We start from the raw sequence: 26,660 nt of genomic DNA, 5'->3' as shown, positions 1-26,660 counted from the left end.
GCGGCTAAGTATTAACCATCCTCAACACTTAGCGCAAGGGCTAAGTATCAAGCGACTGACGGTGAACAATCGAACACCGGCAGTTTCGGGAGCTGCCGGTTCCGAAGCCTGGCCGGTTCCGGATTTTGTGCGTTCTGATGGGAATTCCTCGCCGGTCCCCGGACCGGTGTCCGCCCCGAGAGAGGAACACCCGTGAGGCATGTCAGACGAAGGATTGTGGTGACGGCAGCGGCTTCGCTGTTCGCCGTCGCCGTCGCGATTTCGCCGTGGGGAGTCGCGGCCGGCGCCGCCCCCGTGGCCGACAAGGCACCTGCCGCCGCACCGACGGTTGCCGACGACGAGGTCGTCGTGATCGAGCGGAACGCGCTCGGCGCAGTCACGAGCATGACCCGGTACGAGCCCGCCGGATCAGCCGAGAAGCTCCGCGCCGAGCTGCGCGCCAAGGGCGTGCAGGGCGTCGTACCCGCCGGCCAGACGATGGGCCCATCGGGGGTGCTCGCCTGCTCGCCCATCGTCGGTACGGCAGGCGCGTGGTGCAGCCACGCGTGGGCCTACAACCAGTTCAACGACCCGCAGGTCTACTTCCTGGACCACACCCCAGCCGGCTACCCGGTCACGGCTGCGGTGAACGACTGGAACCAGGCACTGGGGATCGATTCCTACTACCGCTGGTACACCGAGGGTTGCCCCGGTGGCGGCCGGCACTGCGTACACGTCTACGCGGTCAACAGCGCGGAATCCTGGTACGGCCTGACCAGGTGGGCGGCGAACGCTCCATCGGGCCCAGCCTCGGTCGAGCTCAACACGCGTCTGCTCACCAACACCACACAGCGCGCCAAGACCACCTGCCACGAGCTGGGGCACGCCCTCGGCCTTGACCACAACTCATCCACCAACAGCTGCTTGATGAGCGGAACCGTCGGGCCGGGCTGGAGCACGCACCCGTCCAGCGACGACCGCCAGGTCCTCAACCTGCTCTACCCGAAGCCCGGTACGTAAGTCGGCAACGTGAAGAACCCCGGGCGGCCTCTCGGTCGTCCGGGGTTCTTCAGTGCTTCAGGATCAGTCGCGCGTGAGCTTGCGGTGCGTGACGCGGTGCGGGCGGGCCGCCTCCGGGCCGAGCCGCTCGACCTTGTTCGCCTCGTACGACGCGAAGTTACCCTCGAACCAGAACCACTTGGCCGGGTCCTCGTCGGTGCCTTCCCAGGCCATGATGTGGGTCGCCACGCGGTCCAGGAACCACCGGTCGTGGGAGACGACCACAGCGCAGCCCGGGAACTCGAGCAGTGCGTCCTCGAGGGACTGCAAGGTCTCGACGTCCAGGTCGTTGGTCGGCTCGTCGAGGAGCAGCAGGTTGCCGCCCATCTTCAGCGTCAGCGCCAGGTTCAGCCGGTTGCGCTCACCACCGGACAGAACGCCGGTCGGCTTCTGCTGGTCCGGGCCCTTGAACCCGAACGAGGCGACATACGCCCGGCTCGGCATCTCGAAGTTCGCGACCTTGATGTAGTCGAGCTCGTCCGAGACCTGCTGCCAGACCGTCTTCTTCGGGTCCAGGCCGCCGCGGGACTGGTCGACGTACGAGATCTTGACCGTCTCGCCGAGCTTCAGGCTGCCGGCATCCGGCTGCTCCTCGCCGATGATCATCCGGAACAGCGTCGACTTGCCGACGCCGTTCGGGCCGACGATACCGACGATGCCGGCCCGCGGGAGGCTGAAGCTGAGGCCGTCGATCAGCGTGCGGTCGCCGAAGCCCTTCTCCAGCTTGGAGACCTCGAGCACCGTGCTGCCCAGCCGCGGTCCGGCCGGGATGTTGATCTCGTCGATGTCCAGCTTCTTGGAGCGCTCGGCCTCGGCCGCGAGCTCCTCGTAGCGGGCCAGCCGGGACTTGCTCTTGGTCTGCCGGGCCTTCGCGTTCGACCGGACCCACTCGAGCTCGCGCTCCAGGATCTTCGCCCGCTTCGCGTCCTTCGCGCCCTCGACGACGAGCCGCTGCTGCTTGGTCTCCAGGTACTTCGAGTAGTTGCCCTCGTACCCGTAGGTCTTGCCGCGGTCCATTTCCAGGATCCACTCGGCGACGTTGTCCAGGAAGTACCGGTCGTGGGTGATCGCCAGGACGGCGCCCGGATACTTCTGCAGGTGCTGCTCCAGCCACAGCACGGACTCAGCGTCCAGGTGGTTGGTGGGCTCATCGAGGAGCAGCAGGTCGGGCTGCTGCAGCAGCAGCTTGCACAGCGCGACCCGGCGGCGCTCACCACCGGACAGGTTGTCGACCAGCACGTCGCCCGGCGGGCACCGCAGCGCGTCCATCGCCTGCTCGAGCTGAGCATCGACGTCCCACGCGTTGCGGTGGTCGAGCTCGGTCTGCAGGTCGCCCATCTCGCCGAGCAGCGTGTCGTAGTCCGCGTCCGGGTCGGCCAGCTCGGCAGAGATCTCGTTGAAGCGGTCGAGCTTCTGCTTGGTGTCGCCGACCCCTTCCTCGACGTTCTGCAGCACGGTCTTGCCTTCGCTCAGCGGCGGTTCCTGCAACAGGATCCCGACCGTGGCGTCCTCCGCCAGCCGGGCTTCACCGTTGGACGCGTGGTCGATGCCCGCCATGATCTTGAACAGCGAGGACTTGCCGGTGCCGTTCGGCCCGACCACGCCGATCTTCGCCCCGGTCAGGAAGTTCAGCGTGACGTCGTCGAGAACGACCTTGTCGCCGAACGCCTTCCGGACGTTGCGAAGGGTATAGATGAATTCCGCCATACCCAGAGCCTATGCGCTCGGCACCGCCTGAGCCCAACCGGTTGTCCACAGGCCCTGAGGTCGGCGCCGATTCCGGCCCCGATCGCGTGCATCTTCTCCGGTGACAACGCGATCGAAAGGACGGCGGCCAGGATGAGTGAGACCTACGTGACAGTGCAGGGCTGGGTCGGCAGCAAGCCCCAGTTCAGGGAAGTCGGCGGGCGGACGCCGCAGGTGACCTTCCGGATCGGCTCCACCCCACGGTATTTCCAGGCCGACCAGGGCTGGGTCGACCGGCCAACCACCTGGTTCAACGTCGAGTGCTGGCGCGGCCTGGCGCAGAACACCTTCGAATCGGTCCACGTGGGTCAGCCGGTCATCATCACCGGCCGGCTCCGCACCTACGAGTGGACCACCGACGACGGCGAACGCCGCTCAAAAGTGGTCCTCGAAGCCCTCTCCGTCGGCCACGACCTGTCCAGAGGCACCACGATCTTCACCAAGTCCGCGCCCCGAGCCGAAGCCGCGTGGCCGGACACCCCCACAGCCGCACCTGCGCCCGCTGACTCGTCCAGCCATTCGCTTCCCGACCCTGACCTCGTCGCGCCCTTCCCGCCCGACGAGTTCGCCGCGACCTCACTCCCCCTCACCCCGACTACCCGGGAGGCCGAGGCCGCATGACTATCTCAGGCTTGACTTATATAAGCCCAGCCCGGCATTCTGGCCTTCATGATCGACATTCTCGAGCACCTCAACGCCGTCCAGCGCGAAGTCGGCCGGACCGGCGAGACCGTCAGCCTGAAGATGCGCCGGACGTACCGCGCCACTCCGGCGGAGCTCTGGGACGCCCTGACCGATCCGGCCCGGCTGGCCCGCTGGTTCTGGCCGACCACCGGCGACTTCCAGGTCGGCGGAAGCTTCCAGCTGCAGGACATGGCCGGTGGCGAGGTCCTCGAGTGCGAGCCACCCCAGCGCTTCAAGGTCAGCTACGGCGGCCCGAACAGCCTGCTGGAGATCCGCCTGCAGCCGGCACCGGACAACTCGACGGAGCTCGAGCTGGAGCATGTCGTGACGGACATCCCGGCCCCTGGCGCAGGCGGCGCACTGTACGTCGGACCTGGCTGGGACGGCGGTCTTCTGGGGCTAGCGCTCTACGTCGCCGGTCTGCCGGACGACCACGACCCGGTCACGTTCGCCGACTCACCCGAGATGCTGCAGTTCAACGAGCAGTCCGTGCGGGCCTGGCTGGAGGTCGTTCGCCGTTCCGGCACGACAACCGAGGAAGACTCATTGGAGGCCGCCAAGGTCTCGATGGACCAGTTCGCTCCCGGCGTCGAGCTGTAGATCTTCGCCGGTTCCATCCAGGCTCCCGGTCAGCGCCAGCGCTCTTCCTGGACCCCGGCTCGCCGGTCGTGGTGCTCCAGCAGTGTCGCCAGAAGTGCCACCAGGCGGCGCCGCTCATCGGCCGACAGCGGAGCAAGCAGTTCCTCCTGAGCCGCCGCCAGGCGACTTTCAAGGCGCCGAAGGTGACGTTTGCCCGCCGTCGTCAGCGTGATGACGTTGCGCCGACGGTCCGAGGGATCCGCCGCGCGCTCGACGAGCCCCAGCTCCGCCAGCTCATTGACCGTCGCAACCATGTCACTCAGGTGAATGCCGCTCCGACGACCCAGCGCCGCCTGGCTGGCCGGCCCGAAGTCCTCCAGCGTCGCCAGCAGCCGATAGTGATATCCGCGGGCACCGACGGACGCGAAGCCGTCGACCACCAGCCGCGAACCGTGCTGAGCGGCTTGGCTCAGCACCCAGGTCGGCATGGCCGCCCACCTGGCCACCTCATTCTCAGGCTCGTCCATCCGGGCATGCTATCGAATCGTTCGGCGGGCGAACGATCGTGATACCGTTCGGACTCCTAACGTTAGATGGACTAACGTTATGGGCATCCGCCGATTCCGCAGGAGCAGGGACATGATCAAGCCGTTCCGTATCGCCGTTCCCCAAGCCGATCTCGACGACCTGGCCGACCGGCTGGCCCGCACCCGCTGGCCGAACGAAGTGACCGACGCCGGGTCCGACTACGGCTTCCCGCTGGCCCGACTCAAGGAGCTGACCGACCACTGGCGCACCAGCTACGACTGGCGCGCCCACGAGGCCACCCTCAACGAACTTCCGCACTTCACCACCGAGATCGATGATCAGACCATCCACTTCGTCCATGTCAGGTGCGCGCGGCCGGATGCACTCGCGCTGATCCTGACCCACGGCTGGCCAGGTTCGTTCCTGGAGTTCCTCGACGTGATCGAGCCGCTGTCGCGGGACTTCCATCTGGTGATCCCGTCGATCCCCGGGTTCGGATTCTCCGGTCCGACCCACGAGCGCGGGTGGGACCTCGACCGGATCGCACGGGCCTGGGCCGAGCTCATGCGCCGCCTCGGATACGAGCGCTACGGGGCGCAGGGCGGCGACTTCGGCGCGGGGATCTCGATGGCACTCGGGGCGGTCGCCCCCGACCACGTTGCCGGGGTGCACGTGAACTATCTTCCGACCCGGCCAGATCCCGACGCCGGTATCGAGCTGACCGCTGGAGAGGAAGCCCGCCTGGACAAGATCCGGCACCTGATGGCGAACCGGCCGCCGTACCAGGCGCTGCAGGCCCTCACTCCGCAGACCATCGGCTACGCGCTGACCGACTCACCGGTCGGCCAACTGGCCTGGATCGCTGAGCGCTTCGCGCAGTGGACCGATCCGCGCTCGCAGATCACCGACGATCGGATGCTCACCGGGATCGCCCTGTACTGGCTGACGGCGACGGCGGCCTCATCGGCGCGACTGCACCACGACGTGCCGCGGCGCGCGCAGACCTGCCCGGTCCCGTTGGGCGTCGCAGTCTTCGCGCACGACATCACCCAGTCGATCCGGCCGCTGGCCGAGCGCCTGTACGACGTCGTGCACTGGTCCGAGTTCGACCGTGGCGGCCACTTCGCCGCCATGGAGGTGCCGGAACTACTCGCTGAAGACGTTCGGAAGTTCTTCGTCAGCCTGCACAGGGTGGTGCAGGCTGACGAACAGCAGACGCGAGTCGTGACTGGTTAGCCCCGAGCGATGGCGAGCGTGTCGCGGCAGGTGCTGTAGGCGTCGAGCTCGGCCCGGGCCGGTGCCACGATGTGGCTGTCGGCAACCCTCTCGAGTTCGCTGCGCAGCGCCTGCTCAGCCGCACGAGCCCGCCGCGCAGCACCGCTGACGGCTACCAACCGGCAGAGCACTGCGAGTCCGAGACCGAGGGCTGCTCCACCGACCAGCATGATCCAGGCGTACGCGATGCCACCCGCACTCGGCAGCGGCACCTCACCGGCACCGGCGATCCGCGCCACCAGGGCAGCGAGCAGCCAGGCTGCACCACCCAATGCGACCAGGAAGAGCAGCCACTGAATGAACTTGGCCGCACTCCACCAACCAGGGTTGGTGGAGTTGCCGAGGTCCGTCCGTGCGACAGCCTGGTCGAGCTCGTCGCCCAGCGACTCCTCGCGGCGGCGGATCGCAGTCCGGACCGAGTCGGCCCACGGCCGCGACAGGCCGGCCGCCGCGCGGTCGGTGATGGTGCGCACCGCACTGTCCATCCGGGCCCGCTGCACTGGTGTTGCCGCAGGCAACAAAGTGCGGGCGGTGGCGACATCGCTCGCCGTGGACTTGCGCAATGCCTTGCCCTGTTGGCGAGAGACCTCGTCAAGCTGAAGACCACGCAGCGGGTCCGGCCGCAGCCGACCGATCCACTTGGTCAGCGGCCACCCCGTCGCCGCCTGAGCACGCTGCAGGTAGGAGCGACGGACGGCGTCGACCACCACCGGCAGACCACTCGCGTCGGAGAGCGCCTCGACCAGTTCGTTGACCTCGGCGTCGGCGATCTCCGGAGTCTTGGCGGTGCCACACTGGCTCGCCATCCGGTCCGCGACGCGATCCACGTCGGCGGCGAGCCGCTCCTTGGCCGAGCGCTTGTTGCTGACTCGCTTGACCAGCAGGCCGCGGACCTCGTCGAGTCCGTCACCACTGACCGCAGAGGTCGCCACGACTGTCGGCGCCTTGACGCCATCGGTCTTCAGCAACCGCTCGAGGTCGTTCAGGCAGCTCTTCTGCTGATCCGGCGTGAGCTTGTCGACGTGGTTCAGCGCAAAGACCATCACCCCGGAGTGCGAGGCGTAGGGCTTGATGTAGCGGTCGTGCAGCGCCGCGTCGGCGTACTTCTGCGGGTCGACCACCCAGACGAGCAGATCGACCAGCTCGACGAGGCGGTCGACGATGAGCCGGTGCTCGACCTCGATCGAGTCGTGGTCGGGCAGGTCGAGCAGGATCAGACCGTCGAGGTCCTCCGACTGCGCGTCCTCCAGCGAGCTGCGGTGCTGCACCTGGTGCCGGCGCGGGATGCCCAGCCAGTTCAGCACCTCACCGGCCGGCTCCTCACCCCAGACACAGGCCAGCGGCATCGAGCTGGTCGGCCGGCGGGTGCCGATCGCGGCCAGATCCAGGCCGGTCATCGCGTTGAACAGCGACGACTTCCCGGAGCCGGTGGCCCCGGCCAGTGCGACCACAGTCAGCTCGCCGGACATCCGCAGCCGCTGCCCGGCCCGGTCGACGATCTGGGTGGCCTCGGTCAGCACAACCGGATCGAGCCGGCCCTGACCAGCCGTCGCGGCCTTCTCGAGAGCGTCGATCTTGGTCAGGACGTCGGTCGCAGCCCGCACCGGGCCTTTGACCGTCTCCGTCGTTTCCGTCACGTGCAGTCCTCCACCGCGCGCGCGGCCTCGGTCAGTTGCCTGGCAGCCTCGGGATCGACCGGATGCTGGTCGAGGACCGCCAGATACCGGGCGAATTCGGCATCCATCAAGGCATGAACCTTACCGTCAAGATCCGCGCGCGACTTCGACATCAGGGTCTGCACCGCCGCGTCGCCGAAGACCGCGGTCAGCAGCTTCTGCCCGACCACCGCGCTACCGACACCGATACTCGCCTCGGCACCGGTCGGGATCCCTGCGTTCTCGGCGAAAAGGACCACCATGACCGACAACGACAGCCCGTTCACCCCAGCGTCCAGGATGCGCGCCGCCAGCCGCTTCTCGGTCCCGACCTTGCGGACGAGTTCGAGGACACCGGCCTGCCACTCCTTGACGGCCCGCTCCGCCTTGGCCGCGAAATCGGGGGACATCGCCCCGAGCGCGAGCTCAGTGTCGGTCTCGGTCTCGGTCGCCACCGCCTCGCCGGCGACTGTGTCCGGTGCGGTCTTGGCCGCAGCGAGGAGCTGGCGTCCGGCGGACGTCGCCTGCCAGATCTTCTCCGCGCGCTCGGCAGCCGCCTCGGCCTGCTCGATCAGCAACGACAACAGCCCGGACTCGACCGCGTCGTTCAGGTCGCGGGTCGGTGCCGGCGTGGTGCCGATCGACTTCTTGACCTTCTCCCGCAGCTTGCTCGAGTTGCCCTGCAGACCCTTCAGCAGCTCGCCGGTCCCGACGAACTCCTGCCAGCGCGCCAGCACTTCGCCGCGCAGCAAGGTCGCATCCTGGGTCGAGGTCGCGATGCCCTTGACCGCCTGGTCGTAGGCAGCCTCGACACTCGACCGCAGCTCGACCGCGGTGTCACCCTGCGCCCGCACTGCGGCAGCGAACGGCGGAGTCGTCTTCACCATCGAGGTGACCGCGCCATGAAGCGTCCGGCGCACGACCGCAGCACGTCCCTCGGCGTCGGCGGCCAGGTCGGCCAGCCATTCCCGGATCGAGGCAACGCTTTCGTCCGGCAGCATTCCGTTGCCGTCGACAACTGTTTCCTTGATCGAGAACAACGGCGAGTCGCCGAGCCCGCGCTCCAGCAGCATCTGCGCGAGGTGCCCGGTGATGTCGTCGATCGTCTCGGTCGGCGCCCGGTCCAGCACCACGGCAACCGCCGTACTGCGATCCGAAGCGCTCTGCAGGAACTCCCACGGCACTGCGTCGGAGTAGCGCGCTGCCGTCGTGACGAAGAGCCAGAGATCGGCGGCCGCCAGCAACTGTGTGGCCAGATCCCGGTTCGCCTCGACCACCGAGTCGATGTCCGGAGCATCCAGCACTGCAAGGCCACGCGGCACGGTGTCCGACGAGACCAGCCGCAGCTGCCCCGGATCCTCCATGCCGCCCGGGCTCTCCGCGCTCGTCCGCGCCATCCCCGGCAGCACCCGGTCACCGATGAACCAGTCGCCATCGGCCGGGTGATGAATCAGCACCGGCGACCGCGTCGTCGGCCGCAGCACACCCGGCTCGCTGACCACCTTGCCGATCACCGAGTTCACCAACGTCGACTTACCGGCGCCGGTGGACCCACCGACGACCGCCAGAATCGGCGCCTCCAACTGCACCAACCGCGGCAGGATGTAGTCGTCCAACTGGTCGAGCATCGCCTTCTGCTGCTGCCGAGCCTCATCGGCCCCCACAACGTCCAAAGGCAACCGGCTCCCAGCCAGCGCGCCCCGCAGCTTCATCAGAGCCGTGATCAAAGCCATCGCGGCCTGCTCAGCCGCCAACTGCTCAGCCAGCTCCTCCGCCGTCAGCTCGACCTCAACCGGCTCCTCGACAACCTCGTCCGCAGAGCTCTCAGCCTCCGCCGACTCACCCTCAGCTGAATCTTCCGAAGCCTGCTCAGTGGACTCGTCGGCAGAATCCTCGTCGGCAACCTCAGCAACTTCGTCGCCAGGCTCCTCGTCGGGCTGGTCGACAACCGCCTCCGCAGCCTCATCGCCGGATTCGTCGTCGACAACCTCGGCCGTCGGCTCCTCGGCCTCAGCCTGCTCGTCGGCTTCCGTCGGCTCCTCGGCTTCCGTCGGCTCCTCGGCTTCCGTCGGCTCCTCGGCGACCGCAGCTTCCGGTTCCGCCTCCGGCTCGACGTCAGCCGCCGTCTGCTCAGCCTCCGGCGCCGTCACCTCGGCGGCTCCGTCCTCCGCAGCCTCGCCTTCGACATCTTCGGTAGTGGCGACGGCTTCCGCTGCGTCGTCCACCTCCGGCTCGACCTCGTCCGACGACACAGCCTTGTCGGCAGCAACAGCCTCGGCCGGCTCGTCGGCAGCGTCATCGACGGCAGACTCGGCCGCAACGACATCTGTCTCCTCGGCGACCGGGGTCTCCGAGTCCTCGACGACGGTGTCTTCCGCGGGCTCGACCTGCACCGGCTCCACACCGGCAGACTCGACGGCGCGGAGCTCTTCGGCGTAGGCACGGGCTTCATCAATATCGTCCGGCGACGCATCACCCTGCTTGGGCAGCCCAACAATGATGTTGCCGTACTCCAACGGGAACCCGTCCGGCGACTCATCCGGCTCGTACACCACACCGACAGTCGGCCGCGGCCGCTCGTCAGCCTCTTCCGGCACCTCAGCTACGTCAGCGGCAGCCTTGTCCTCAGAGTCGGCTGCTTCGGGAGCTTGCGCTTCGTCGTCCGCGTCGGACTTCGTCGCCACGGCCACATCATCCTCAGCAGCCTCGGCACCGGCAACGGAGCTCGACTCGTCGTCATCGTCAGAAGAAGCAGTCGCAGCGTCGCCCTCGGGCGCGTCAGCTTCGGCAGAACCGTCCGCGGGAGCGTCCGTTGCCGCGTCGACCGACTTCTCGGTCTCCTCAGCAGCAGGCTCAGCCGACTCCACAGGCTCAGCCGTCTCCACCGCGGATTCGTCGGCAGACTCGGCGGCCTCCGTCGGCTTACCGCTCGCCGACTCGTCATTTGCCGTCTCGACGGTGCTCGTCGGCGCCTCAGCCGCAGCCTTGACAGTTTCCGCGGGCTTGTCCTCAGAGGGCTCGGCAGACTTCGCGTCCGCCTCGGCATCCACCGACGGCGTCGCGGCGGGCTCAGGGGTCGCGTTCTTGCGCCGGCGACGGCGCCAGAAGCCTTTGCCCTTGGCACCGGCCTCGGACTGCGCGATCAGGCTGGCCAGCTCCTGGGCAGGCTGGTCCCGGCCCGGAACCTGTGGCTCCGGACCTTCACCAGCTGCTGACTTCATGTCAGCCACGGCGTCCGTCCACGAGCACAGAGTGCCCGGTCGGACGGCACAGAAGCAAAGTCATCGTCATCCCCGTTTGGCGGCGTGGACGGGTGGCAGTCACTGAGATGGTGGATACGGACCGTATCCTCCCGGCGATCCTTGCGGACCAGGGGGTCCCGGTGGGTAACCGGGCTGGCTCGCTGGGTAACCGGGTTGCCCCGATGGATACCCCGGCTGAGGCCCTCCGTAACCACCCTGTCCAGGTCCACCCGGTGCAGGCACATCCTGTACTCCCCCACCGCCCTGCCAGTCACCCGGACCCGGCTGCGGCGGGCCGTAAGCGCCCGGTCCACCTGGCCCGCCCGGCGGCATCGCCTGCGGGAAGGCCGGCATCGGCGGGAAGGGAACACTGGCCCGCCGAGCACGCAGCTCGTCGAGCAGCCGCTTCTCATCGGTGAGAGCCTCCGGCCCGATCACTTGCCGGACGATCTTGTCCCGCAGATACGCCAGGTCGGTCGCGTTCGCCTGGAACGCCTTCGCAGCAGCTTCGGCCTGGCCGCCGTACCGGCGGGCGTTCTGCCGGAGCGCCTTGCGGCCGCGCATGGTCGCGATCAGCGGCACTTCCGGAGCGACCAGCCAGCCGAACCGCACGTAGTCGTAGAGCCGCGACGCGATCATCTTGCCTTCACGCGAGCGCAGCACCAGCGCGAAGATCACCATGCCGACGAAGATCGGCACCATCAGCAGGAAGTAGGCGAGCAGGAAACCCGTGCCCTCGGCCCAGCTGGCCGACGCGTTCCAGGCCGCGTGCGCGAGCACCGCAGCCAGGAAGCCGACCACCGGCGCCAGGAAGCGCACCGCCGTACTGCGATGCCGGACGGCGATGCCGATCCCGATCGCGGTGAACGATGTGAAGAGTGGATGCGCGAACGGCGACATCACGCCGCGCAGGATGAAGAGGACCAGCACGCCCTGCAGACCGGCGTTGCTGCCGCCCTCGTTCGACAGCTCACTGAAGATGCGGCCGTAGTAGAGGATGTTCTCGGTAAAGGCGAAACCGACTCCGACCATCCCGGCGTAGACCAGCCCGTCGATGATCCCGTCGAACTCCTTGCGGCGCACCAGCGCCAGCAGCAGGATGACGGACCCCTTGGCGAACTCCTCCACCGGCGGCGCCACGAAGATCGCCGACCGGTCCCCGCCGGCCCCGGTCTCGGCCAGCTGCTTGGCGACCTCGGTGTTGATGAAGATCGCGACCAGCGTCGCAATGAAGGCACCCCAGCACAGCGCGAACAGAATGTACCTGGTCGGCTCCGGTTCGTAGCGGTCCAGCCACAGGTACAGCCCGATGACCGGGATCACCGGCACCATCGCGAAGGCCATCCCCCAGGTGAAGCCGCCCGCACCCGTCGAATCCGCCACGATCGCACAGATCGCCAGCCCGGCGATCGCCATCAGCACCACGACCACGATGCCGATCAGCACCTGGCGATTCCGCCGTTGTCCGGGGACCGGATGGTCCCCGAGCACGTTCGGCTGCGGTTGCTGTCCGCCGCCCGGATACGCCGGCGCCGCGGGCTGCGGCGGCCCGGCTGGGCCTGGTGAGGGGTAACTCATGCCCGCAGCCTAGTTGGATCACCCACCAGACGGCAGAACCGCCCACGCGGCGTTACCGTGATGGAACGACAACCCTGTACTTCCACGCCACACCGAGCAACCCGGCAGCGCGATCACCCGCCCATCTGACAGACTCTTCCTGGCATGCGCCAGTAGCTCAGCTGGATAGAGCGTCGGACTTCTAATCCGTTGGTCGCAGGTTCGAGTCCTGCCTGGCGCGCAAAACCCCTCACTGACCTGCGGTTATGTGTTTCGGGGCCGCGGCTGACCGCGGGTTCACCAGCCGGCGGGGCGTAGATGCGGTAGCGAGGCCGGCTGGTTCAGGTCGAGCTGGGTGGAGATCTTTGCTGCCGTCTGTTGGTGTTTCTGGGACAGCTCAGGGTCGTCTTCATTGAGCAGTGCGGCGAGTTCGTGGTGCGCCTGGGCTTGTTCGTGGAGGTGCTCCCCCTGAGTTGCGAGGGTGAGGGCGAGGTCGTAGTGCTCGATGGCCTCGGTGGTGATTCCCAGTACGGCGAGGGTCCGGCCGAGTTCGATTCGGGCGTGGGCCTGGAGCCGGGCATCGTCGTCGAGCATGGTCACCGCGGCGCGTAGTGGCTCCAGGGCGTCGTGGGCATGTCCTGACGAGCGATGGGCTGTTCCGATGAGAATCAAGGTTTCGGCTTCGCCTTCACGGTCGTCGATCCGCTGCCGCAGGTCGCGTGCCTGGTGGAGGTGGCCGAGGGCTTCTTCGGAGGCGCCGAGCGCGATGAGGCATCGGGCCAGCGCGGTGAGCACGTGGTCGTTGGGGCTGACCTGGCCTAGTGCTTCGCAGTCGTTGTAGGCCGTTCGCAGGTAGGCCAGCGCGGTCTCGTGCTCGCCGTTCAGCCCGTGGACGACGCCGCGGGTCCAGGAGGTGATGACTTTGGCGTCGATGCCGAGCGGGGACAGACGCCCGAGTTCGGCGAGCTCGTTGAAGGCTGCTTCCGCATGCTGTGCTGCCTGCGCATGGGCTCCGCGTTGCAGGTGCATCAGACCAAGCAAGGCGAGAGTGTGCGCGTGCGACTCGGTGTTCTCCTGCTGCTTCGCCGAGGCGGTCAGCAGATCGTAGGCGCGTGAGGTGTGGCCGGCTGACCAGTGGGCGAGCGCCAGCAGAGTGCTCAGCAGTCCCTCACCGCCCTCGCCCGTCTCCTGCGCCGTAGCCAGGCCCTGCTCGAGCAGCTCGATCGGATCGTCGGCGACGTCGCGACCCAGGAAGTGCCAGAAGGAGATCGTCAGCCGCCAGGCGTGGTTGCTGTATCCCTCAGCCGCGGCACAGCGCGTCGCGGCCAGCAAGTTGCCGCGCTCCACAATCAACCAAGCGTGCGCCGCGTCGGCCTCCGGGCCGCTGCCAGCCTGCTGGGCTGTCGCATCTGCGATGGCCGTTATGTAGTGGTCGAGCATCTTCTCGGTCATCTGAGGGTCATCAGACAGACTGCGGGCGTACTGCCGCAGCAGGTCGTGCTGGCGGTATCGGCCGGGCACGGGTTCCTCGGCCAGATGGACATCAACCAGCCGCTGCAGGGCGTCGTCAGCCCGCTCCAATGGCATGTCAGTCATCGCCGCGAGGACTGCGGCGTCCGCGTCGGCACCGGGATGCCGGGCCAGCGCATAGAAGATCTGCTGGTCCGCGGCGGGCAGGTGTTCATGGGACATGCGGAACGCCAGCGCAACCTCGCGGTCGGCGAACAGTTGTGGCAACCGCCCGCGCGCATTGGCCAGCTGCGCGGAAAGATGCGCGACCGGCCACGCCGTACGGTGCGCCAGCCGCGCCCCGGACAGCCGCAGCGCGAGCGGCAGACCCGCGCAGATGCGGACGATGTGCGCCACGGCCTCGGGCTCAGCCGCCGCCCTGTCGGCGCCTACCTGACGCGCGAAGAACGCCGTAGCTTCCTCTTCGGGCAGAACGACCAGGGACAGCGGTCGTGCCCCGGCGAGGTTCGGCAACCTGGCTCGGCTCGTCACGATCACGAGGCTGGGACCGGCGGGCAGCAGCGGGGCCACCTGGGACTCGTCCACGGCGTTGTCGAAGATGACCAGGAGCCGCAGTGCCGCAGTCTTTGCCCGCCACTGTGCCTTCGCGTCAACGGTCACCGCTATGGCGAGCTGACCCAGCAGAACGTCCAGGGCCTCGTCTGCGGTCAGCGGCGTCTTCCCCGCGCTGTGGCCTTGCAGGTCGACAAAGAGCGCCCCGTCCGGAAACCTGTCGGCCAGCAGGTGGCCGGCGTGGACGGCGAACGCGGTCTTGCCGACCCCCGCCATACCGTCGACCGTGTAGACGGTGGCCAGGTCATCGGCAGACGCCGCCAGCCGGGCGAGTTCGTTCTCCCGCCCGGTGAAGTCCGGAAGATCACGGGGAAGACAGTTGCGGCCCGCCACGACGGCGGTCGCCCCCGAGTCGGTGGGCGCGACGGCGCGAGGCAGATCTGCGGCCAGTATTTGCCGATGCAGGTCCTGGAGCTCGGGGCCAGGATCGGCGCCCAGTTCCTCGACCAGCGACGTACGGATCTGCTGGTAATGCCGCAGCGCTTCGGCGGCTCGTCCTGCTTGGTACAGCGCCAGCATGTATTGGCTCGCCACCCGCTCGTCCGACGGATACTCGCCGACGCGTGCAGACAACTCGGCAACCAGCTCTTCACCATGTCCTGAACGCAACCGGGCCTCGACCAGATCGTGCTGTGCCGCCAGCCGCTCCTGCCCCAACTGGTCGCGCTCCGCTTCGGCCCAACTGCCATTCAAGCCGGTCAGCGCATCGCCACGCCACAAGGCCAAAGCCTCGGTCAACCAGCGCGCTGCGTCCCCCTCGTCTTCACGAGCGCGAGCGCACAGAACACGGAATCGATGCAGGTCGAGCACCGGCTCCGTGGTGGCGGTCACCAGTGCATAACCGCCTGAGCGTCGCACGATGCTCACTCCGGCCACGCCGGACAAGATCCCACGAAGCCGGGAGATGTAGCTGTGCAGCGTCGCTCGCGCGCGTGGCGGCGCGTCCGCACCCCAGACCCGCGCGACCAACCGATCCACCGGCACCACTCGGTCAGCCTCGACTGCCAGGGCCGCCAGCATGCACCGCTGCATCGGCGGTCCGAGGTCCACCGGCCGCCCGTCGACCAGCGCGTCCACTTCACCCAGCAGACGTATTTCAGCCGTCACACCCAGCCCCCTGACGCAACGCTCGACAACGACACGATGACAGGTCGTGAGCAGCGTAGTGCAGAAACCTGCAAGGAATTCGCACGATCGCCCCGCCATCGTGTAGGCCACGGCGCCGGACGCACAGCCCACTGCCCGAAGCCGTAGCGACCGGAGGTGGATTGTGAGATCGAGCAGAAGGCCAGTGACAGAGTCCTGGGATTGACCATGGCGTCGCGTCCGTCAGGTGAGGCCGCGCAGGTAGAAGTCCTTCCAAGCGCCGGTTGGCGGGCTGGGTAAGGACCGTTCGAGTGTCAGCAGGCCATGCATGGTTGCCCAAAGCCGGAGAGGCTCGGCTTCGCCGGCTGGGTCGAAGTAGGTCGCGGTGCGGGTGATGGCGTCGGCGCGGAGGGTCTCGTCGATGTCGAGGGCCGAGAGCGAATGGTCGAAGAGCAGGGCGTAGGCGCCGGGGTTGGCCAGGGCGAAGCGCCGGTACGCCGATGCCAGGCCGAGGACCGCGCTTCCGTCGGCTGGGCGCGCGCGGTCGAGGACGCCGTACAGGCTGGTGGCGGCTTGTTCGTAGACGGCGCTCATCAGGCCGCCTCTGCTGCCGAATTTCGTGTAGACGCACATCGTCGATCGTCCGGCCGCCTCGACCACGCGGCGGACTGTCAGGCCCTCGACGCCGTCCGTGGCGAGGACTTCGGCGGCGCCGGACAGCAGGCGTTCGCGGATGTCGGGTTGATCACTACGACGCGCCATCTGATTCCACTCCGGAGGACACAGGTGGGTCACGGCCCTTGTGGTCGACGACCGCTGCCTTCACCATAACAAGCGTTATCCAATAACGAGTGTTATCGATCTGGAGGCGTGTGATGACATTGCCGAACGTGTATCGAGCCGCTGCCGTGGCAGGACTGGCGAGTGGCCTGGTCCTGCTCGTCAACACGGCCAAGCGAGCAGAGCTGATTCCCACCAGCGCCGCCACGCAACTGGTCGCGCCGCTCGCCCAGGTGCTGGCGCTCGGACTCGTGGCCGCGCTGTTCGCGCGGACCGGGCGGCGCGGCAGCATCTTCGGCGTCGTGGCCTTCGGGCTCAACTTCACCGCAATTACGTTGCTCGTCGGGGTCGAGTTCGTCCTCAACCTGGTCTTCCCCCGCGTAGACGGCGCCACCGTCACGTCCTTGCGCGCAGGCCCATTAGGCGTGGCACTGACAGTGAGCTCGATCCTGTTCCTGATCAGTACGGCGATGTTCGCGGCCTCTTTGTGGCACCGCGAGGGCCCGCCTCGACCGGCCCTGATCCTCTACGCCGTCGGCGCCATACCGGTCTCGCTTCGCGCCGCCGTACCGGAGGCCGCCCTACAAGCAGGCCTCCTACTACTCGCCGTCGCAATCGGCTGGCTGGCGCTCTGGCTCTGGTCGAGCGCCCGCGAGCCACTACCAGCCTGACCGACAGAAACCGCAGTGGCCGTCAGGCCGTTGGCGGGGTGTCTCGTAGCGTGACGGTCGCGTGGCTCTCTTGGAAGCTCTGGTCCGAGACGAGGGTCAGCCGTGCCGTCGACTGGAACTCCGGCAGGGTCCTGGAGCCACAGGAGACCATCGTGGTCCTGAGTTTCGCGATCGTCAGCGCGAGTCCTTCGTTGAGGTCTCCGGCGTAGGGGACGTAGCCGTCCACGCCTTCCTCGAAGATCAGTCCCTGGCCGCCTTGGCCGTAGCGCTGCCAGTTGCGGGCCCGGTTCGAGCCCTCTCCCCAGTACTCCTTGACGAAGCCGTCACGGGTCGGGAATTTCGCGCCGGCGGCCTGGTCGAAGCGAGCGAAGTAGCGGCCCATCATGACGAAGTCGGCGCCCATCGCCAGCGCCAGGGCGACGTGGTAGTCGTGCACCAGCCCGCCATCGGAGCAGATCGGCACGTACTCGCCGGTGCGTTCACGGAAGGCATCCCGGGCTGCTGCGACATCCAGTACGGCGCTGGCCTGGCCGCGGCCGATGCCCTTCTGGTCCCGGGTGATGCAGATGGAACCACCGCCGACGCCGACCTTAACGAAGTCTGCACCGGCCTCGGCAAGAAAGGTGAACGCTTCGCCGTCGACCACGTTGCCGCCGCCGACCGGGATCTCGGGGTAGTGCTTCTTCACCCAGGTCACCGCCTGCGCCTGCCAGTCGCTGTAGCCGTCGGACGAATCGAAGCACAGCACGTCCGCACCTGCTTCCAGCAGAGCCGGGACGCGCTCTTGATAGTCGTGGGTGTTGATGCCCGCACCCACGCGCAGCCGCTTGGCCGCGTCAACGAGCTGGTTCGGGAAGCGCTTGTTGTCCGTGTAGTCGGAACGGAACACCAGATGCTGCAGGCGACCGTCGGCGTCCAGCACCGGAAGGCAATCGAGCCGTTCGTCCCAGAGCTGTGCGTTGGCCTCGGAGAGCGTGACGTCAGGCCCCGCATGGGTCAGGTCCGCGATAGCGGTCATCCGCCCACTGACCGGTCCGTCCAGGTCATGGCGCTGGGGGTGGAAGTCCCTGGAGGTCACCAGGCCGAGCAAACTGCCGTTGGGCGATCCGTCGTGGGTCACTGCGGCGGTGCTGTGACCTGTGTGACGCATGACGTCGACCAGGACACCCAGACTGTCGTCGGGACGCACGTTGGTGTCGCTAGTGACGAAACCGGCCTTGAAGTTCTTGACCTCACGGACCGCTGCAGCCTGGTCCGCGATCGACTGGTTGTGGTGCAGGAAGCTGAGACCACCGTTGCGCGCAAGCGCGATCGCCAGCTCGGGCGTACTGACCGCCTGCATGATCGCCGAGGTGAACGGCGACTGCAGCTCGATCGCCGGCACCTCGCCCACGACGTGCCGCACCAACGGCGTCCTCAGCTCCACTGTCGTAGCCGAAGTGTCGGTCCGGGTCCGGTTCGGCAACAGCAGGAACTCGTTGAATGTCCGCGATACCTCAGTGATGATCTGCGCCATTTCGGAACGCTACCAACGAGGTCAGGCGGGCCGTTCAGCGAGGCTGGCGGGACAGCGGTGAGCGTCGGGGTTCTGGGAGAGGTCGATCAGGAAGTCGAGGCGGCGGCCGGCTTCTTGGAGGTCGGCGGTTCGGCGGGCGATGTTGGCGCGCTCGGAGATCAGGCACTGCATGAGTTCGGGGCCGATGTCTTGGGCGTCGATGCTGGGGAGCAGGGGTTTGATGAGGCGGCTGCTGAGGCCGGCGGTGTAGAGCTGCTGGATGAGGAGCACGCGGTCTATGGCCGACTCGGGGTAGACGCGCTGGCCGCTGAAGGTGCGGTCGGACTCCAGCAAGCCCTGCTCTTCGTAGTAGCGGAGGGCACGCGTGCTGACGCCGGACTTGTGGGCCAGCTCACCGATACGCATCGCGACTTCTCCTTGCCTTTGACGTCAACGTCAAGAAATAGCGTAGCTCGCATGGACATCACGATTGCGAGCGGTTTGCGACTGGAGTACGAGATCTACGGGCCCAAGGACGGCGAGGCGGTGCTCCTCATCATGGGTACCGGCGGGCAGCTCACGCTCTGGCCGTTGAGCCTTGTCGAACTGCTCGTGGACAAAGGCTTGCGAGTCATCCGGTACGACGCTCGCGACGTCGGACTGTCCGATCGGGTCGAGGGGGATGCGGGCTACGCGCTTGACGACATGGCGGCCGATGCGGCCGGGCTACTGGATGCGCTGGGGATCGGCGCCGCGCACATCGTCGGCGGTTCGATGGGTGGCATGGTCGCGCAACTCATCGCGATCAACCACCCGGATCACGTCCGCACGCTGACCTCGATCATGTCGAGCAGCGGCAACCCGGAGCTGCCCGGCCCCTCCCCCGAGCTGATCCAGCGACTGATGGCTCCGGCACCCGACCCGCAGGAGGATCTGGACGCCTTCCTCGACCACCAAGTCGCCAATGCGCAGCTCACCCAGTCCCCCGACTACCCCACCGATGCGCAGGAACTACGCGCCCAGTTCGCCAGCGACTTCAACCGCTCCTACGACCCAGCCGGAGCAGTCCGCCATCAGACGGCCACCTTCGCGGCCACAGATCGCCGTACCGGCCTCAGAGCCGTCGCTGTCCCCACTCTGGTCATTCACGGCGAAGCCGACCCACTCATCCCGGTAGCCGCCGGGCGCGACACCGCCGGGACCATCCCAGGCGCCCGCCTGCTACTCATCCCTGGCATGGGACACGACCTGGCACCGCAGCTCTTGAGCCAGTACGCCGATGCAATCGTCGAACTGGCTAGTGGGGCGTAGGGGTGGCGATGATCCCGTTGATGAGCATGTCGACTGCCCAGTAGCTGCGCTCCGACGGCGTACCGGAGACCAGGTCGGCTGCTCGTTGGTGAAGGTGCGGGTAGTCGTCGGCTGATGCGCTGGCGAGGGTGTCGCTGAGTTGTTGCCACTCGGCTTCGGCGTCCCGCTTGGTGTCGACGGCGTGTTCGGCGGCTGTGGCAGTAGCTGTCTGGAGCAGGTAGTCCACACCCCAGGCCGCTTGCACAGCTGGTACTCGACCAGCCGCCAGCAACCCGAGCAAGGTATCGACCAGTGCCAGGTAGTTGGGCCCGTTGGGGCGCAGGCTGAGCGCGGAGCGCGCCAAGCTGGGATGTGCGAACAGCAGGTCTGCATAGCTGCGGAGAACGCGATGCAAGCCCTCGCGCCAGTCGGGGGCCGGCGCCAGATCGACCCGTGCCAGCAGCCGGTCCAGGATTGCCGCGTGCAGTTCGTAGGCGTTGGCGACGTACACGTAGAGCGAGGCGGCGCCGGTGTCGAGCTCCTGTGCGAGCCGGCGCATGGTGACGCGCTGCAGACCTTCGCTCTCCATCAACCGCACCGCCGCGTCAACGATGCCCTCACGGGTCAATGCAGGTTTGGCGGGACGCTCCCGCCGGCTCAGCGCAGGCATGGGGTCAAAATTACTGCACTGGCCCGGCGACCGGGACCTTGCGCACCGAAGCCATCGCACGGCTCCAGGACTCGAGCTGGTCGAGAAACCCACCGAGCACTGTGGCCTGATGGTCGGATGGCGTGAATCTGGCACCGAACTGCTCGAAGTCGGAGCGAAGATTCAGCGTGACCTCCGTCTGAATATCGGCGAGCTGAAGCGCCCCGAGCACAGGACGCAGCGCCTCGGCCGCCCGTACGCCGCCATCCACGCCGTAGGAGACGATGCCGGCGGCCTTGTTATTCCACTCCGCGTAGACGCGATCGAGTGCGTTCTTGAGGGCGCCCGGGAAGGAGCGGTTGTACTCCGGGGTGACGATGACGTAGCCGTCGAAGCCGGCGATGGTCTCCGCCCACTGCTGGGTGTGGAGCTCGCTGTAGCGTCCTGCGGCCGGTGGAATCGGCTCGTCGATCTGGGGCAGGTTCACGACAGCCAAGTCGATCAGCGTGTACTCGGCATCCGGTCGGCCTTGGGCCTGTGCCACGACCCAGTCGGCGACAGCAGCGCCGGCCCGGCCAGCGCGAGTACTGGCGAGGATCACTGCGATCCTCATGCGTGGTTCACCGCAGCGAAGAACTCGGTCATCCGGTCCAGTCCATCCGCAGCAAACATGGTCTGCAGGCTCTCGGCGGAGTCCGCGGCGCTGGCCTCGCTGCGTGGGAACAGCGCATCCTCGTAGGCGGCCAGGCCGGCCTCGAGGTCACCCGGATGTGCAGCGATCGCTTGACCGAGCTCAGCTCCGTCGAACATCGCCAGGTTGGCGCCTTCACCGGCGAACGGCGACATCAAGTGGGCCGCGTCGCCCAGCAGAGTCACACCGGGAGTCCGTTCCCAACGATGCCCTACCGGTAGCGAATGGATGCGTCGCGGCACCAGCGGACCGTCAGCGTCTGCGACTAGCCCACGCAGGCCCTCGTCCCAGCCGTCGAAGTACTCCAGCACCGCCGCTTTGGCGGCCGCCGGGTCGGTGAAGTCGATGGTGTCGAGCCACCCCTCGTCCACCTTCAGCGCGGTGTAGATATGCAGGCTGCCGTCGGTCTCGCGGTGCGCCAGAAAACCACGCTCATCACCCAGGCAGATGAAGAACCCGTGGCCGATGACCGCAGAACTGCGCGGGTGGCCGGCGTCGGCGTCCATCAGATCGGACTCGACGAACGAGATCCCGGTGTAGGCAGGCTTGGCGTCCGAGAGCAGCGGACGGATGCGCGACCAGGCGCCGTCGGCTCCGATCAGCAGATCGGTGGTGATGACAGATCCGTCGGCAAACGTCACCTCATGACGCCCGCCGTCGAGCGGGCGCGCACCGGTGACCTTCTTGCCCCAGTGGATCGAGCCGTCGGAGAGCGAGCCCAGCAACAGCTTGCGCAGATCGCCACGATCAACCTCGGGCCGGCCGCCGTTGCCGTCATCCTCCTCCGACACAACGACAGTCCCGTCCGGGCCGACCAGGCGCATCGCCTCGCCGCCCTCGTGGATGATCGCGCGGAACTCGTCGTACAGACCGGCTGCCCGCAGGGCCTGCTGCCCGTTCTCCTCGTGGATGTCGAGCATGCCGCCCTGGACCCGAGTCTCCGCAGAGGACTCCAGCTCGAACAGCGCCGCTTCGATTCCGTTGACCTGCAGAACCCGCGCGGCCGTCAGCCCGCCGAGCCCCGCACCGATGATCGCGATGGGGTGATGTGTTGTCATGTCTCGACCATAACGAACATGTTCGTAACGAACAAGTTCGTTCACGTCACAGTCGCTCGCTCTCAGGGAACTCCTAGCTAGTTCTTAGTGCACCCACGGGGCGGAACGGGGAACCGTGCCGTCTAACCGGTATTGGCGGGCTAGGGAAGGGCACTGACGTGATAGCGATGAACCTGGCGGTCGTCGGGGCCGAGGAAGAGATCCGGTACTCGCGCGATGCCGTGGTGGTGCTGGCCGGGATTCCGGGGGCCGGAAAAAGCACACTGCTGCGTCGGCTCTTTCCGGAGGGCGCGGAGAACGGCGGGGTGCAGGTGTTCGACTCCGAGCGGCTGCGGGCGCGGTGGATGCGAGTGCTCGGCGTAGTCCCGTATTCCTACTGGCGTCCGCTGCTGCACCTCACTTACTACGTGCAGGTGCTCAGTGCGATGAAGAGTGGCCCGCTGGTGATCCATGACTGCGCTACGCGTCCATGGGTACGACGCCTGCTCGGCTGGCGGGCTAAGCGCGCCGGACTGCCATTGCACCTGATCCTCATCGACGTACCGGGTGAGGTGGCGCGGGACGGGCAGTGGTCGCGCGGACGCGTCGTACGCACGGGAAGTATGGAGACGCACTGCCGGCGGTGGCCGCAGTTGCTGGCCAAGGCGGCCGAGGACCCGGGACAGGTGGTCCCGGGCGCGCGGTCCGCGATCGTACTGAGCCGGCGGCAGGCCAGCCGACTGCAGGCGATCAGCTTCCGTTGAGTTTGCTCTCCAGTCCATCCAGGACGAGGTCGAGGCCGAAGGTGAAGTCCTCGACCCGGCCGGACTGCATCACGTGCGCCATGATCCGCACGACATGCGGGAACCGCTCGGGATCCAGGCCGCCCACCACCTGAGCCGAGACATCCGGTGCGGCCTCAACGGCAAACGGCAGGCTCACCTCCTGCATGGTGAAGCCGTAGAGGTGACTATCCAGCGCATGCCACGCATCCAGCGCGCCCTCGACCGTGAAGCCGCCCTCCAGTAGCCGCCCGAGCGTCGAGTCCAGGTACTTCGTCATGCCCGGGCCGATCGTGAACCGGGACATGATCTGCACCGCCGCCCACGGATGCGCGACCAGCACGTCGTGAGCGGAGATCGAACGGCGCCGCATCGCTTCCTTCCACGGCGTACCGGTCGGCGGGACCTCGATGTCGGTCAGCACCAGGTCGACGATCGCGTCGAGCAGATCGTTCTTGTTCTTCACGTGGTTGTAGAGCGACATCGCTTCGATCCCGAGCTCGGTCCCGAGTTTTCGCATACTCAGCGCATCGAGACCGTCACGGTCGGCGAGCGCGATCGCCGCCCGCAGCACGCGTTCCCGGTTGAGTGGATCGCCGCGCGGTGTCATCGGTCACTCCTTTACGAATCACTGGACGAAATCGGTCGACATCCTATAACTTACATCGTAAGCTTACGCCGTAAGTTCAGCCTGGGGGGAACGAAACAATGCTGGCGATGACACAGAACCGGTACGGCGACCTGGGGGTGCTCGCACTCCGCGACATCGAGGTCCCGGTCCCGGCCGAGGACGAGGTCCTCGTCGAGGTCCGCGCGGCGGGGGTGGATCGGGGCGTCTGGCACCTCATGGCCGGACTCCCCTATCCCGTCCGACTCGCCGGGTACGGCGTTCGTACGCCGAAGAACCCGGTGCTCGGGATGGACCTGGCCGGCGTGGTCAGCTCGGTCGGAGCCGGGGTCAGCCGGTTCCGACCGGGCGACGAGGTGTACGGCATCGGTATCGGTGCCTTCGCCGAGTACGCCCGCGTTCCGGAGCGCAAACTGGCTCCGAAGCCGAAGAATCTGACCTTCGAGCAGGCTGCCGCCGTACCGATCTCCGCGCTCACTGCGCTGCAGGCGGTCCGCGACAAGGCCGAGGTCAAGGTGGGTGACCGGGTGCTGATCCTCGGCGCTTCCGGCGGCGTGGGCAGCTACGCGGTGCAGGTGGCTGAGACGTACGGCGCCGAGGTCACCGCGTCGTGCAGTGCCAACAAGGCTAACCTCGTCCGGTGGCTGGGTGCACATCACGTGCTCGACTATCGCACCGACGACTTCACGCAGTACGGACCCTTCGACGTGATCATCGACATCAACGGGAACGCGTCGCTGCGCCGGCTGCGGAAAGCGATGACCCCGACGGGGACGCTCGTCATCGTCGGAGGTGAAACGGGCGGCCGCTGGATCGGGGGCAACGACCGCCAGTTGCGGGCGATGCTGCTGTCGCGGTTCATCGGCCAGCGACTCCGTCCGCTCATGAACTCCGAGAACCACGCCGACCTGCAGGTGATGACGGAACTGATCGAGACCGGCCAGGTAGTGCCGGCGCTCGACCGCGTGTTTCCGCTCGCCGAGACGAAGGCGGCGATCCAGTACCTGATCGACGGTCACGTGCGCGGGAAAGTGGTGATAGCCGTGACCTGACAGGGGTTTCCGGTGCCCCACCTGAACGGGGCACCGGAAACTGTCGGCGGCGCCTGATTGGGTTGAACCTCGCGATCTGGAGGGGTGACCGTGAAGGTTCGAGTCGGGCGTGAGGTGCTGGCTGAGGCTGTTGGTTGGGTGGCTAGGGGGCTACCGACCCGACCAAGTGTGCCGATTCTTGCGGGGATGGCCGTTGAGGCGGCCGACGGGGTGCTGACGGTGTCGGGGTTCGATTTCGAGAGCTCGGCACGCGTCGCCATGCCGGCGGACGTGGGGGACGACGGCCGTGTCCTGCTGTCGGGGCGGCTTCTGGCCGGCATCTGCCGGGCTATGCCGCGGGACACCGTTGACCTGCATGCGGAGGGGGCGCGGGTCACGGTGTCCAGCGGCAGCTCCCGGTTTGCGCTCCAGACGCTGCCATGGGGGGAATACCCACCATTGCCGGAGCTTCCGGCAGCCGGTGGGGTGGTGAGCGGTGAGGTGTTGGCGCGGGCGGTCACTCAGGTGGTGACCGCCGCGGGGCGCGACGACACCTTGCCGGTACTCACGGGGGTGCGGGTGGAGATCCGTGGGCCAGTGATCACGTTGCTGGCCACGGATCGCTACCGGCTGGCGGTCCGCAGCTTCAGCTGGGAGCCGTCCGATCCGGAGATCGAGGCGGATGCGCTCGTCCCGGCAAAGGTGCTGGCCGGCCTGGCCAAGACGATGGCCGGCCACGAGGTCACCCTCGCACTCGGTTCAACTCGCACAGGGGACGGGTTGATCGGGTTCGAGGGGGCCGGCCGACGGGCGACCAGCCGGTTGATCGACGCCGAGTTTCCGAAGGTGCGCAAGCTGATCCCGTCTCCCGGCGCGATCACCAGGACGGTCACCATGGAGACCGCCACGCTGCTCGAGGCGGTCAAACGGGTGTCTCTGGTGGCTGAGCGGACTTCGCCGCTGCGATTCGCGTTCACCGACGGCACGGCGACCCTCAGCGCCGGGAGCGGCGAGGAGGCGGAGGCCACCGAGCCGATCGAGGCCAAACTCACCGGCGATCCGTTGACGATCGGCTTCAACACGGGCTATCTGCTCGATGCGCTTAGTGCTCTTGGCACACCGGTCGCGCACTTCTCGTTCACGGAGCCGACTAAGCCGGTCAACGTCGTCGGCCTGCGCTCCGCCGACGACGAGCCCAGCGGCGACTCGGCGTACATCGTGGTGCCGCTGCGAATGGTGGGCTGATGTCAGGATGACGCATGACCGAGTCGACTCCGGCTGAGACCACCATCGGCCGCTACCTCGCTCGACGCGACGTGTTGCCCGAGCGGGTGGACATCATCGTGTTGATGGGCTCGGCCGTGCTCGAGTCGGTCGAGGTCGCGGCTCAGCTGCACCACGCCACCGCCGCACGAATCCTGATCAGCGGCGGCATCGGCCACTCGACCCATCACCTCGACACCGCGGTCAGACGCCGCGGCCTAACGGTAGCGGTGGGTCGCCCGGAATCGCACGTCTTCCGCGACGTCCTCACCACGCAGTTCGACGTACCGGCCGCGGCTCTGCAGGTGGAGGACCAGTCGACGAACTGTGGTGACAACGCGGCGTTCACCCGGAGGCTGATCGACGAGCCGGCAGCTCTCGTGCTGATCCAGGACCCGACGATGCAACGGCGAACGCACGCGAGCTTCGCGCGCTCGTTCGCCGATCTCCCCGGCACGCAGCTCATCAGCCACGCGCCGGTGCTCCCCTGGATAGGCCCAGAATTCGTGAGCGCCGGCCCTGACCATCCGGAGATCTGGGGATTGCCACGGTTCCGCTCGCTGGTTCTGGGCGAGATCCGTCGGCTACATGACGACGAGCACGGCTACGGTCCGCGCGGCCGCAACTTCATCGACCACGTCGACATTCCCGCCCTCGTCCTCGCGGCGTACGCCGAACTCGCTACCGCTCACCCCCACCTCATCCGCCCAGCCGGCGCTTAGCAAACCCCAGACTCCCGTCTGGCTAGTTGCGCGCCGGACTACCTGCGGCCGGGCTGGTATGGCGGCGTGGTTGCTCGCCGCAACGACTGCGGCTGGGCTGGTACGGCGGTGCATGGTTGCTCGCCGCAACGACTGCGGCTGGCTGGTAC

General features: G+C 67.4%; 23 protein-coding genes and 1 tRNA gene. 11 read left to right on the top strand and 13 right to left on the bottom strand.

What is annotated here, in order from left to right:
- Positions 1-219: 219 nt before the first annotated feature.
- Entirely contained in the window at positions 220-999 is a 780-nt protein-coding gene (locus tag E1263_RS09140) for a matrixin family metalloprotease (RefSeq protein ID WP_132166766.1), read from the top strand.
- A 63-nt stretch (positions 1,000-1,062) separates the two neighbouring features.
- On the opposite strand, the gene ettA is transcribed toward E1263_RS09140, so the two are convergent.
- Complete coding sequence (gene ettA, locus E1263_RS09135; RefSeq protein WP_132166765.1) at positions 1,063-2,745, bottom strand: energy-dependent translational throttle protein EttA; 1,683 nt, start codon at positions 2,743-2,745, stop codon at positions 1,063-1,065.
- Positions 2,746-2,877: 132 nt separating this feature from the next.
- Here ettA and E1263_RS09130 point away from each other — a divergent pair, with 132 nt between their 5' ends.
- Complete coding sequence (locus tag E1263_RS09130; protein WP_132166764.1) at positions 2,878-3,405, top strand: single-stranded DNA-binding protein; 528 nt, start codon at positions 2,878-2,880, stop codon at positions 3,403-3,405.
- Between the two features lie 48 nt (positions 3,406-3,453).
- Complete coding sequence (locus E1263_RS09125) at positions 3,454-4,068, top strand: SRPBCC family protein (RefSeq protein ID WP_132166763.1); 615 nt, start codon at positions 3,454-3,456, stop codon at positions 4,066-4,068.
- Between the two features lie 29 nt (positions 4,069-4,097).
- On the opposite strand, the gene E1263_RS09120 is transcribed toward E1263_RS09125, so the two are convergent.
- Positions 4,098-4,574, bottom strand: a complete 477-nt coding sequence (locus E1263_RS09120; protein WP_132166762.1) for a MarR family winged helix-turn-helix transcriptional regulator — start codon at positions 4,572-4,574, stop codon at positions 4,098-4,100.
- Between the two features lie 112 nt (positions 4,575-4,686).
- On the opposite strand from E1263_RS09120, the gene E1263_RS09115 reads away from it, so the two are divergent.
- On the top strand, positions 4,687-5,811 hold the full coding sequence (locus E1263_RS09115) for an epoxide hydrolase family protein (RefSeq protein WP_132166761.1): 1,125 nt from the start codon (positions 4,687-4,689) through the stop codon (positions 5,809-5,811).
- Here the strand turns inward: E1263_RS09115 and E1263_RS09110 are convergent.
- From E1263_RS09110 to E1263_RS09100, 3 genes are all read right to left on the bottom strand, one after another.
- Positions 5,808-7,487 (bottom strand): GTPase, encoded by a 1,680-nt coding sequence (locus tag E1263_RS09110; protein ID WP_132166760.1) that lies wholly within the window; start codon positions 7,485-7,487, stop codon positions 5,808-5,810. The genes E1263_RS09115 and E1263_RS09110 overlap by 4 nt on opposite strands.
- Positions 7,484-10,726: an AAA family ATPase gene (locus E1263_RS09105; RefSeq protein ID WP_238161138.1), complete on the bottom strand. Its 3,243-nt coding sequence runs from the start codon at positions 10,724-10,726 to the stop codon at positions 7,484-7,486. The genes E1263_RS09110 and E1263_RS09105 overlap by 4 nt, the downstream gene beginning before the upstream one ends.
- 99 nt (positions 10,727-10,825) lie before the next feature.
- Entirely contained in the window at positions 10,826-12,325 is a 1,500-nt protein-coding gene (locus E1263_RS09100; RefSeq protein ID WP_132166758.1) for a PrsW family intramembrane metalloprotease, read from the bottom strand.
- 146 nt (positions 12,326-12,471) lie between these two features.
- Here E1263_RS09100 and E1263_RS09095 point away from each other — a divergent pair.
- A tRNA-Arg gene (locus tag E1263_RS09095) sits at positions 12,472-12,545 on the top strand.
- Between the two features lie 56 nt (positions 12,546-12,601).
- On the opposite strand, the gene E1263_RS09090 is transcribed toward E1263_RS09095, so the two are convergent.
- Both E1263_RS09090 and E1263_RS09085 read right to left on the bottom strand, forming a co-directional pair.
- The gene (locus E1263_RS09090) at positions 12,602-15,493 is read right to left on the bottom strand and encodes an AfsR/SARP family transcriptional regulator (RefSeq protein WP_165956553.1); all 2,892 of its coding nucleotides are present in this window, start codon (positions 15,491-15,493) and stop codon (positions 12,602-12,604) included.
- Positions 15,494-15,715: 222 nt separating this feature from the next.
- A complete protein-coding gene (locus tag E1263_RS09085) occupies positions 15,716-16,234 on the bottom strand; it encodes a TetR/AcrR family transcriptional regulator (RefSeq protein WP_132166756.1) in 519 nt (172 codons plus the stop codon).
- Positions 16,235-16,347: 113 nt separating this feature from the next.
- On the opposite strand from E1263_RS09085, the gene E1263_RS09080 reads away from it, so the two are divergent.
- Entirely contained in the window at positions 16,348-16,923 is a 576-nt protein-coding gene (locus E1263_RS09080; protein WP_132166755.1) for a hypothetical protein, read from the top strand.
- 22 nt (positions 16,924-16,945) lie between these two features.
- On the opposite strand, the gene E1263_RS09075 is transcribed toward E1263_RS09080, so the two are convergent.
- Entirely contained in the window at positions 16,946-18,439 is a 1,494-nt protein-coding gene (locus E1263_RS09075; RefSeq protein WP_132166754.1) for an IMP dehydrogenase, read from the bottom strand.
- 21 nt (positions 18,440-18,460) lie between these two features.
- On the bottom strand, positions 18,461-18,844 hold the full coding sequence (locus E1263_RS09070; protein WP_132166753.1) for a MerR family transcriptional regulator: 384 nt from the start codon (positions 18,842-18,844) through the stop codon (positions 18,461-18,463).
- Between the two features lie 51 nt (positions 18,845-18,895).
- On the opposite strand from E1263_RS09070, the gene E1263_RS09065 reads away from it, so the two are divergent.
- Positions 18,896-19,729, top strand: coding sequence for an alpha/beta fold hydrolase (locus tag E1263_RS09065; protein ID WP_132166752.1), 834 nt, complete (start codon positions 18,896-18,898; stop codon positions 19,727-19,729).
- Here the strand turns inward: E1263_RS09065 and E1263_RS09060 are convergent.
- The 3 genes from E1263_RS09060 to E1263_RS09050 are packed head-to-tail and all read right to left on the bottom strand — an operon-like array spanning position 19,716 to position 22,106.
- Positions 19,716-20,378, bottom strand: a complete 663-nt coding sequence (locus E1263_RS09060; RefSeq protein WP_132166751.1) for a TetR/AcrR family transcriptional regulator — start codon at positions 20,376-20,378, stop codon at positions 19,716-19,718. The two genes, E1263_RS09065 and E1263_RS09060, sit on opposite strands and share 14 nt — an antisense overlap.
- Positions 20,379-20,388: 10 nt before the next feature.
- Complete coding sequence (locus E1263_RS09055; RefSeq protein ID WP_132166750.1) at positions 20,389-20,970, bottom strand: NADPH-dependent FMN reductase; 582 nt, start codon at positions 20,968-20,970, stop codon at positions 20,389-20,391.
- On the bottom strand, positions 20,967-22,106 hold the full coding sequence (locus E1263_RS09050) for an FAD-dependent oxidoreductase (RefSeq protein ID WP_132166749.1): 1,140 nt from the start codon (positions 22,104-22,106) through the stop codon (positions 20,967-20,969). The genes E1263_RS09055 and E1263_RS09050 overlap by 4 nt, the downstream gene beginning before the upstream one ends.
- A gap of 167 nt (positions 22,107-22,273) precedes the next feature.
- Here E1263_RS09050 and E1263_RS09045 point away from each other — a divergent pair, with 167 nt between their 5' ends.
- Positions 22,274-22,849, top strand: a complete 576-nt coding sequence (locus E1263_RS09045) for an AAA family ATPase (protein ID WP_132166748.1) — start codon at positions 22,274-22,276, stop codon at positions 22,847-22,849.
- Here the strand turns inward: E1263_RS09045 and E1263_RS09040 are convergent.
- On the bottom strand, positions 22,836-23,477 hold the full coding sequence (locus E1263_RS09040; protein WP_132166747.1) for a TetR/AcrR family transcriptional regulator C-terminal domain-containing protein: 642 nt from the start codon (positions 23,475-23,477) through the stop codon (positions 22,836-22,838). The genes E1263_RS09045 and E1263_RS09040 overlap by 14 nt on opposite strands.
- Positions 23,478-23,584: 107 nt before the next feature.
- Between E1263_RS09040 and E1263_RS09035 the strand changes: the two genes are divergently transcribed.
- From E1263_RS09035 to E1263_RS09025, 3 genes are all read left to right on the top strand, one after another.
- Entirely contained in the window at positions 23,585-24,547 is a 963-nt protein-coding gene (locus tag E1263_RS09035) for an NAD(P)-dependent alcohol dehydrogenase (protein WP_238161135.1), read from the top strand.
- Positions 24,548-24,637: 90 nt separating this feature from the next.
- The gene (gene dnaN / locus E1263_RS09030) at positions 24,638-25,771 is read left to right on the top strand and encodes a DNA polymerase III subunit beta (RefSeq protein ID WP_132166745.1); all 1,134 of its coding nucleotides are present in this window, start codon (positions 24,638-24,640) and stop codon (positions 25,769-25,771) included.
- Between the two features lie 14 nt (positions 25,772-25,785).
- The gene (locus tag E1263_RS09025; protein ID WP_132166744.1) at positions 25,786-26,511 is read left to right on the top strand and encodes a YdcF family protein; all 726 of its coding nucleotides are present in this window, start codon (positions 25,786-25,788) and stop codon (positions 26,509-26,511) included.
- The last annotated feature ends 149 nt before the right edge of the window (positions 26,512-26,660 follow it).

Source organism: Kribbella antibiotica (assembly GCF_004349055.1).
Taxonomy (GTDB): domain Bacteria; phylum Actinomycetota; class Actinomycetes; order Propionibacteriales; family Kribbellaceae; genus Kribbella; species Kribbella antibiotica.
This window is presented reverse-complemented; position numbering and strand designations above follow the sequence as displayed.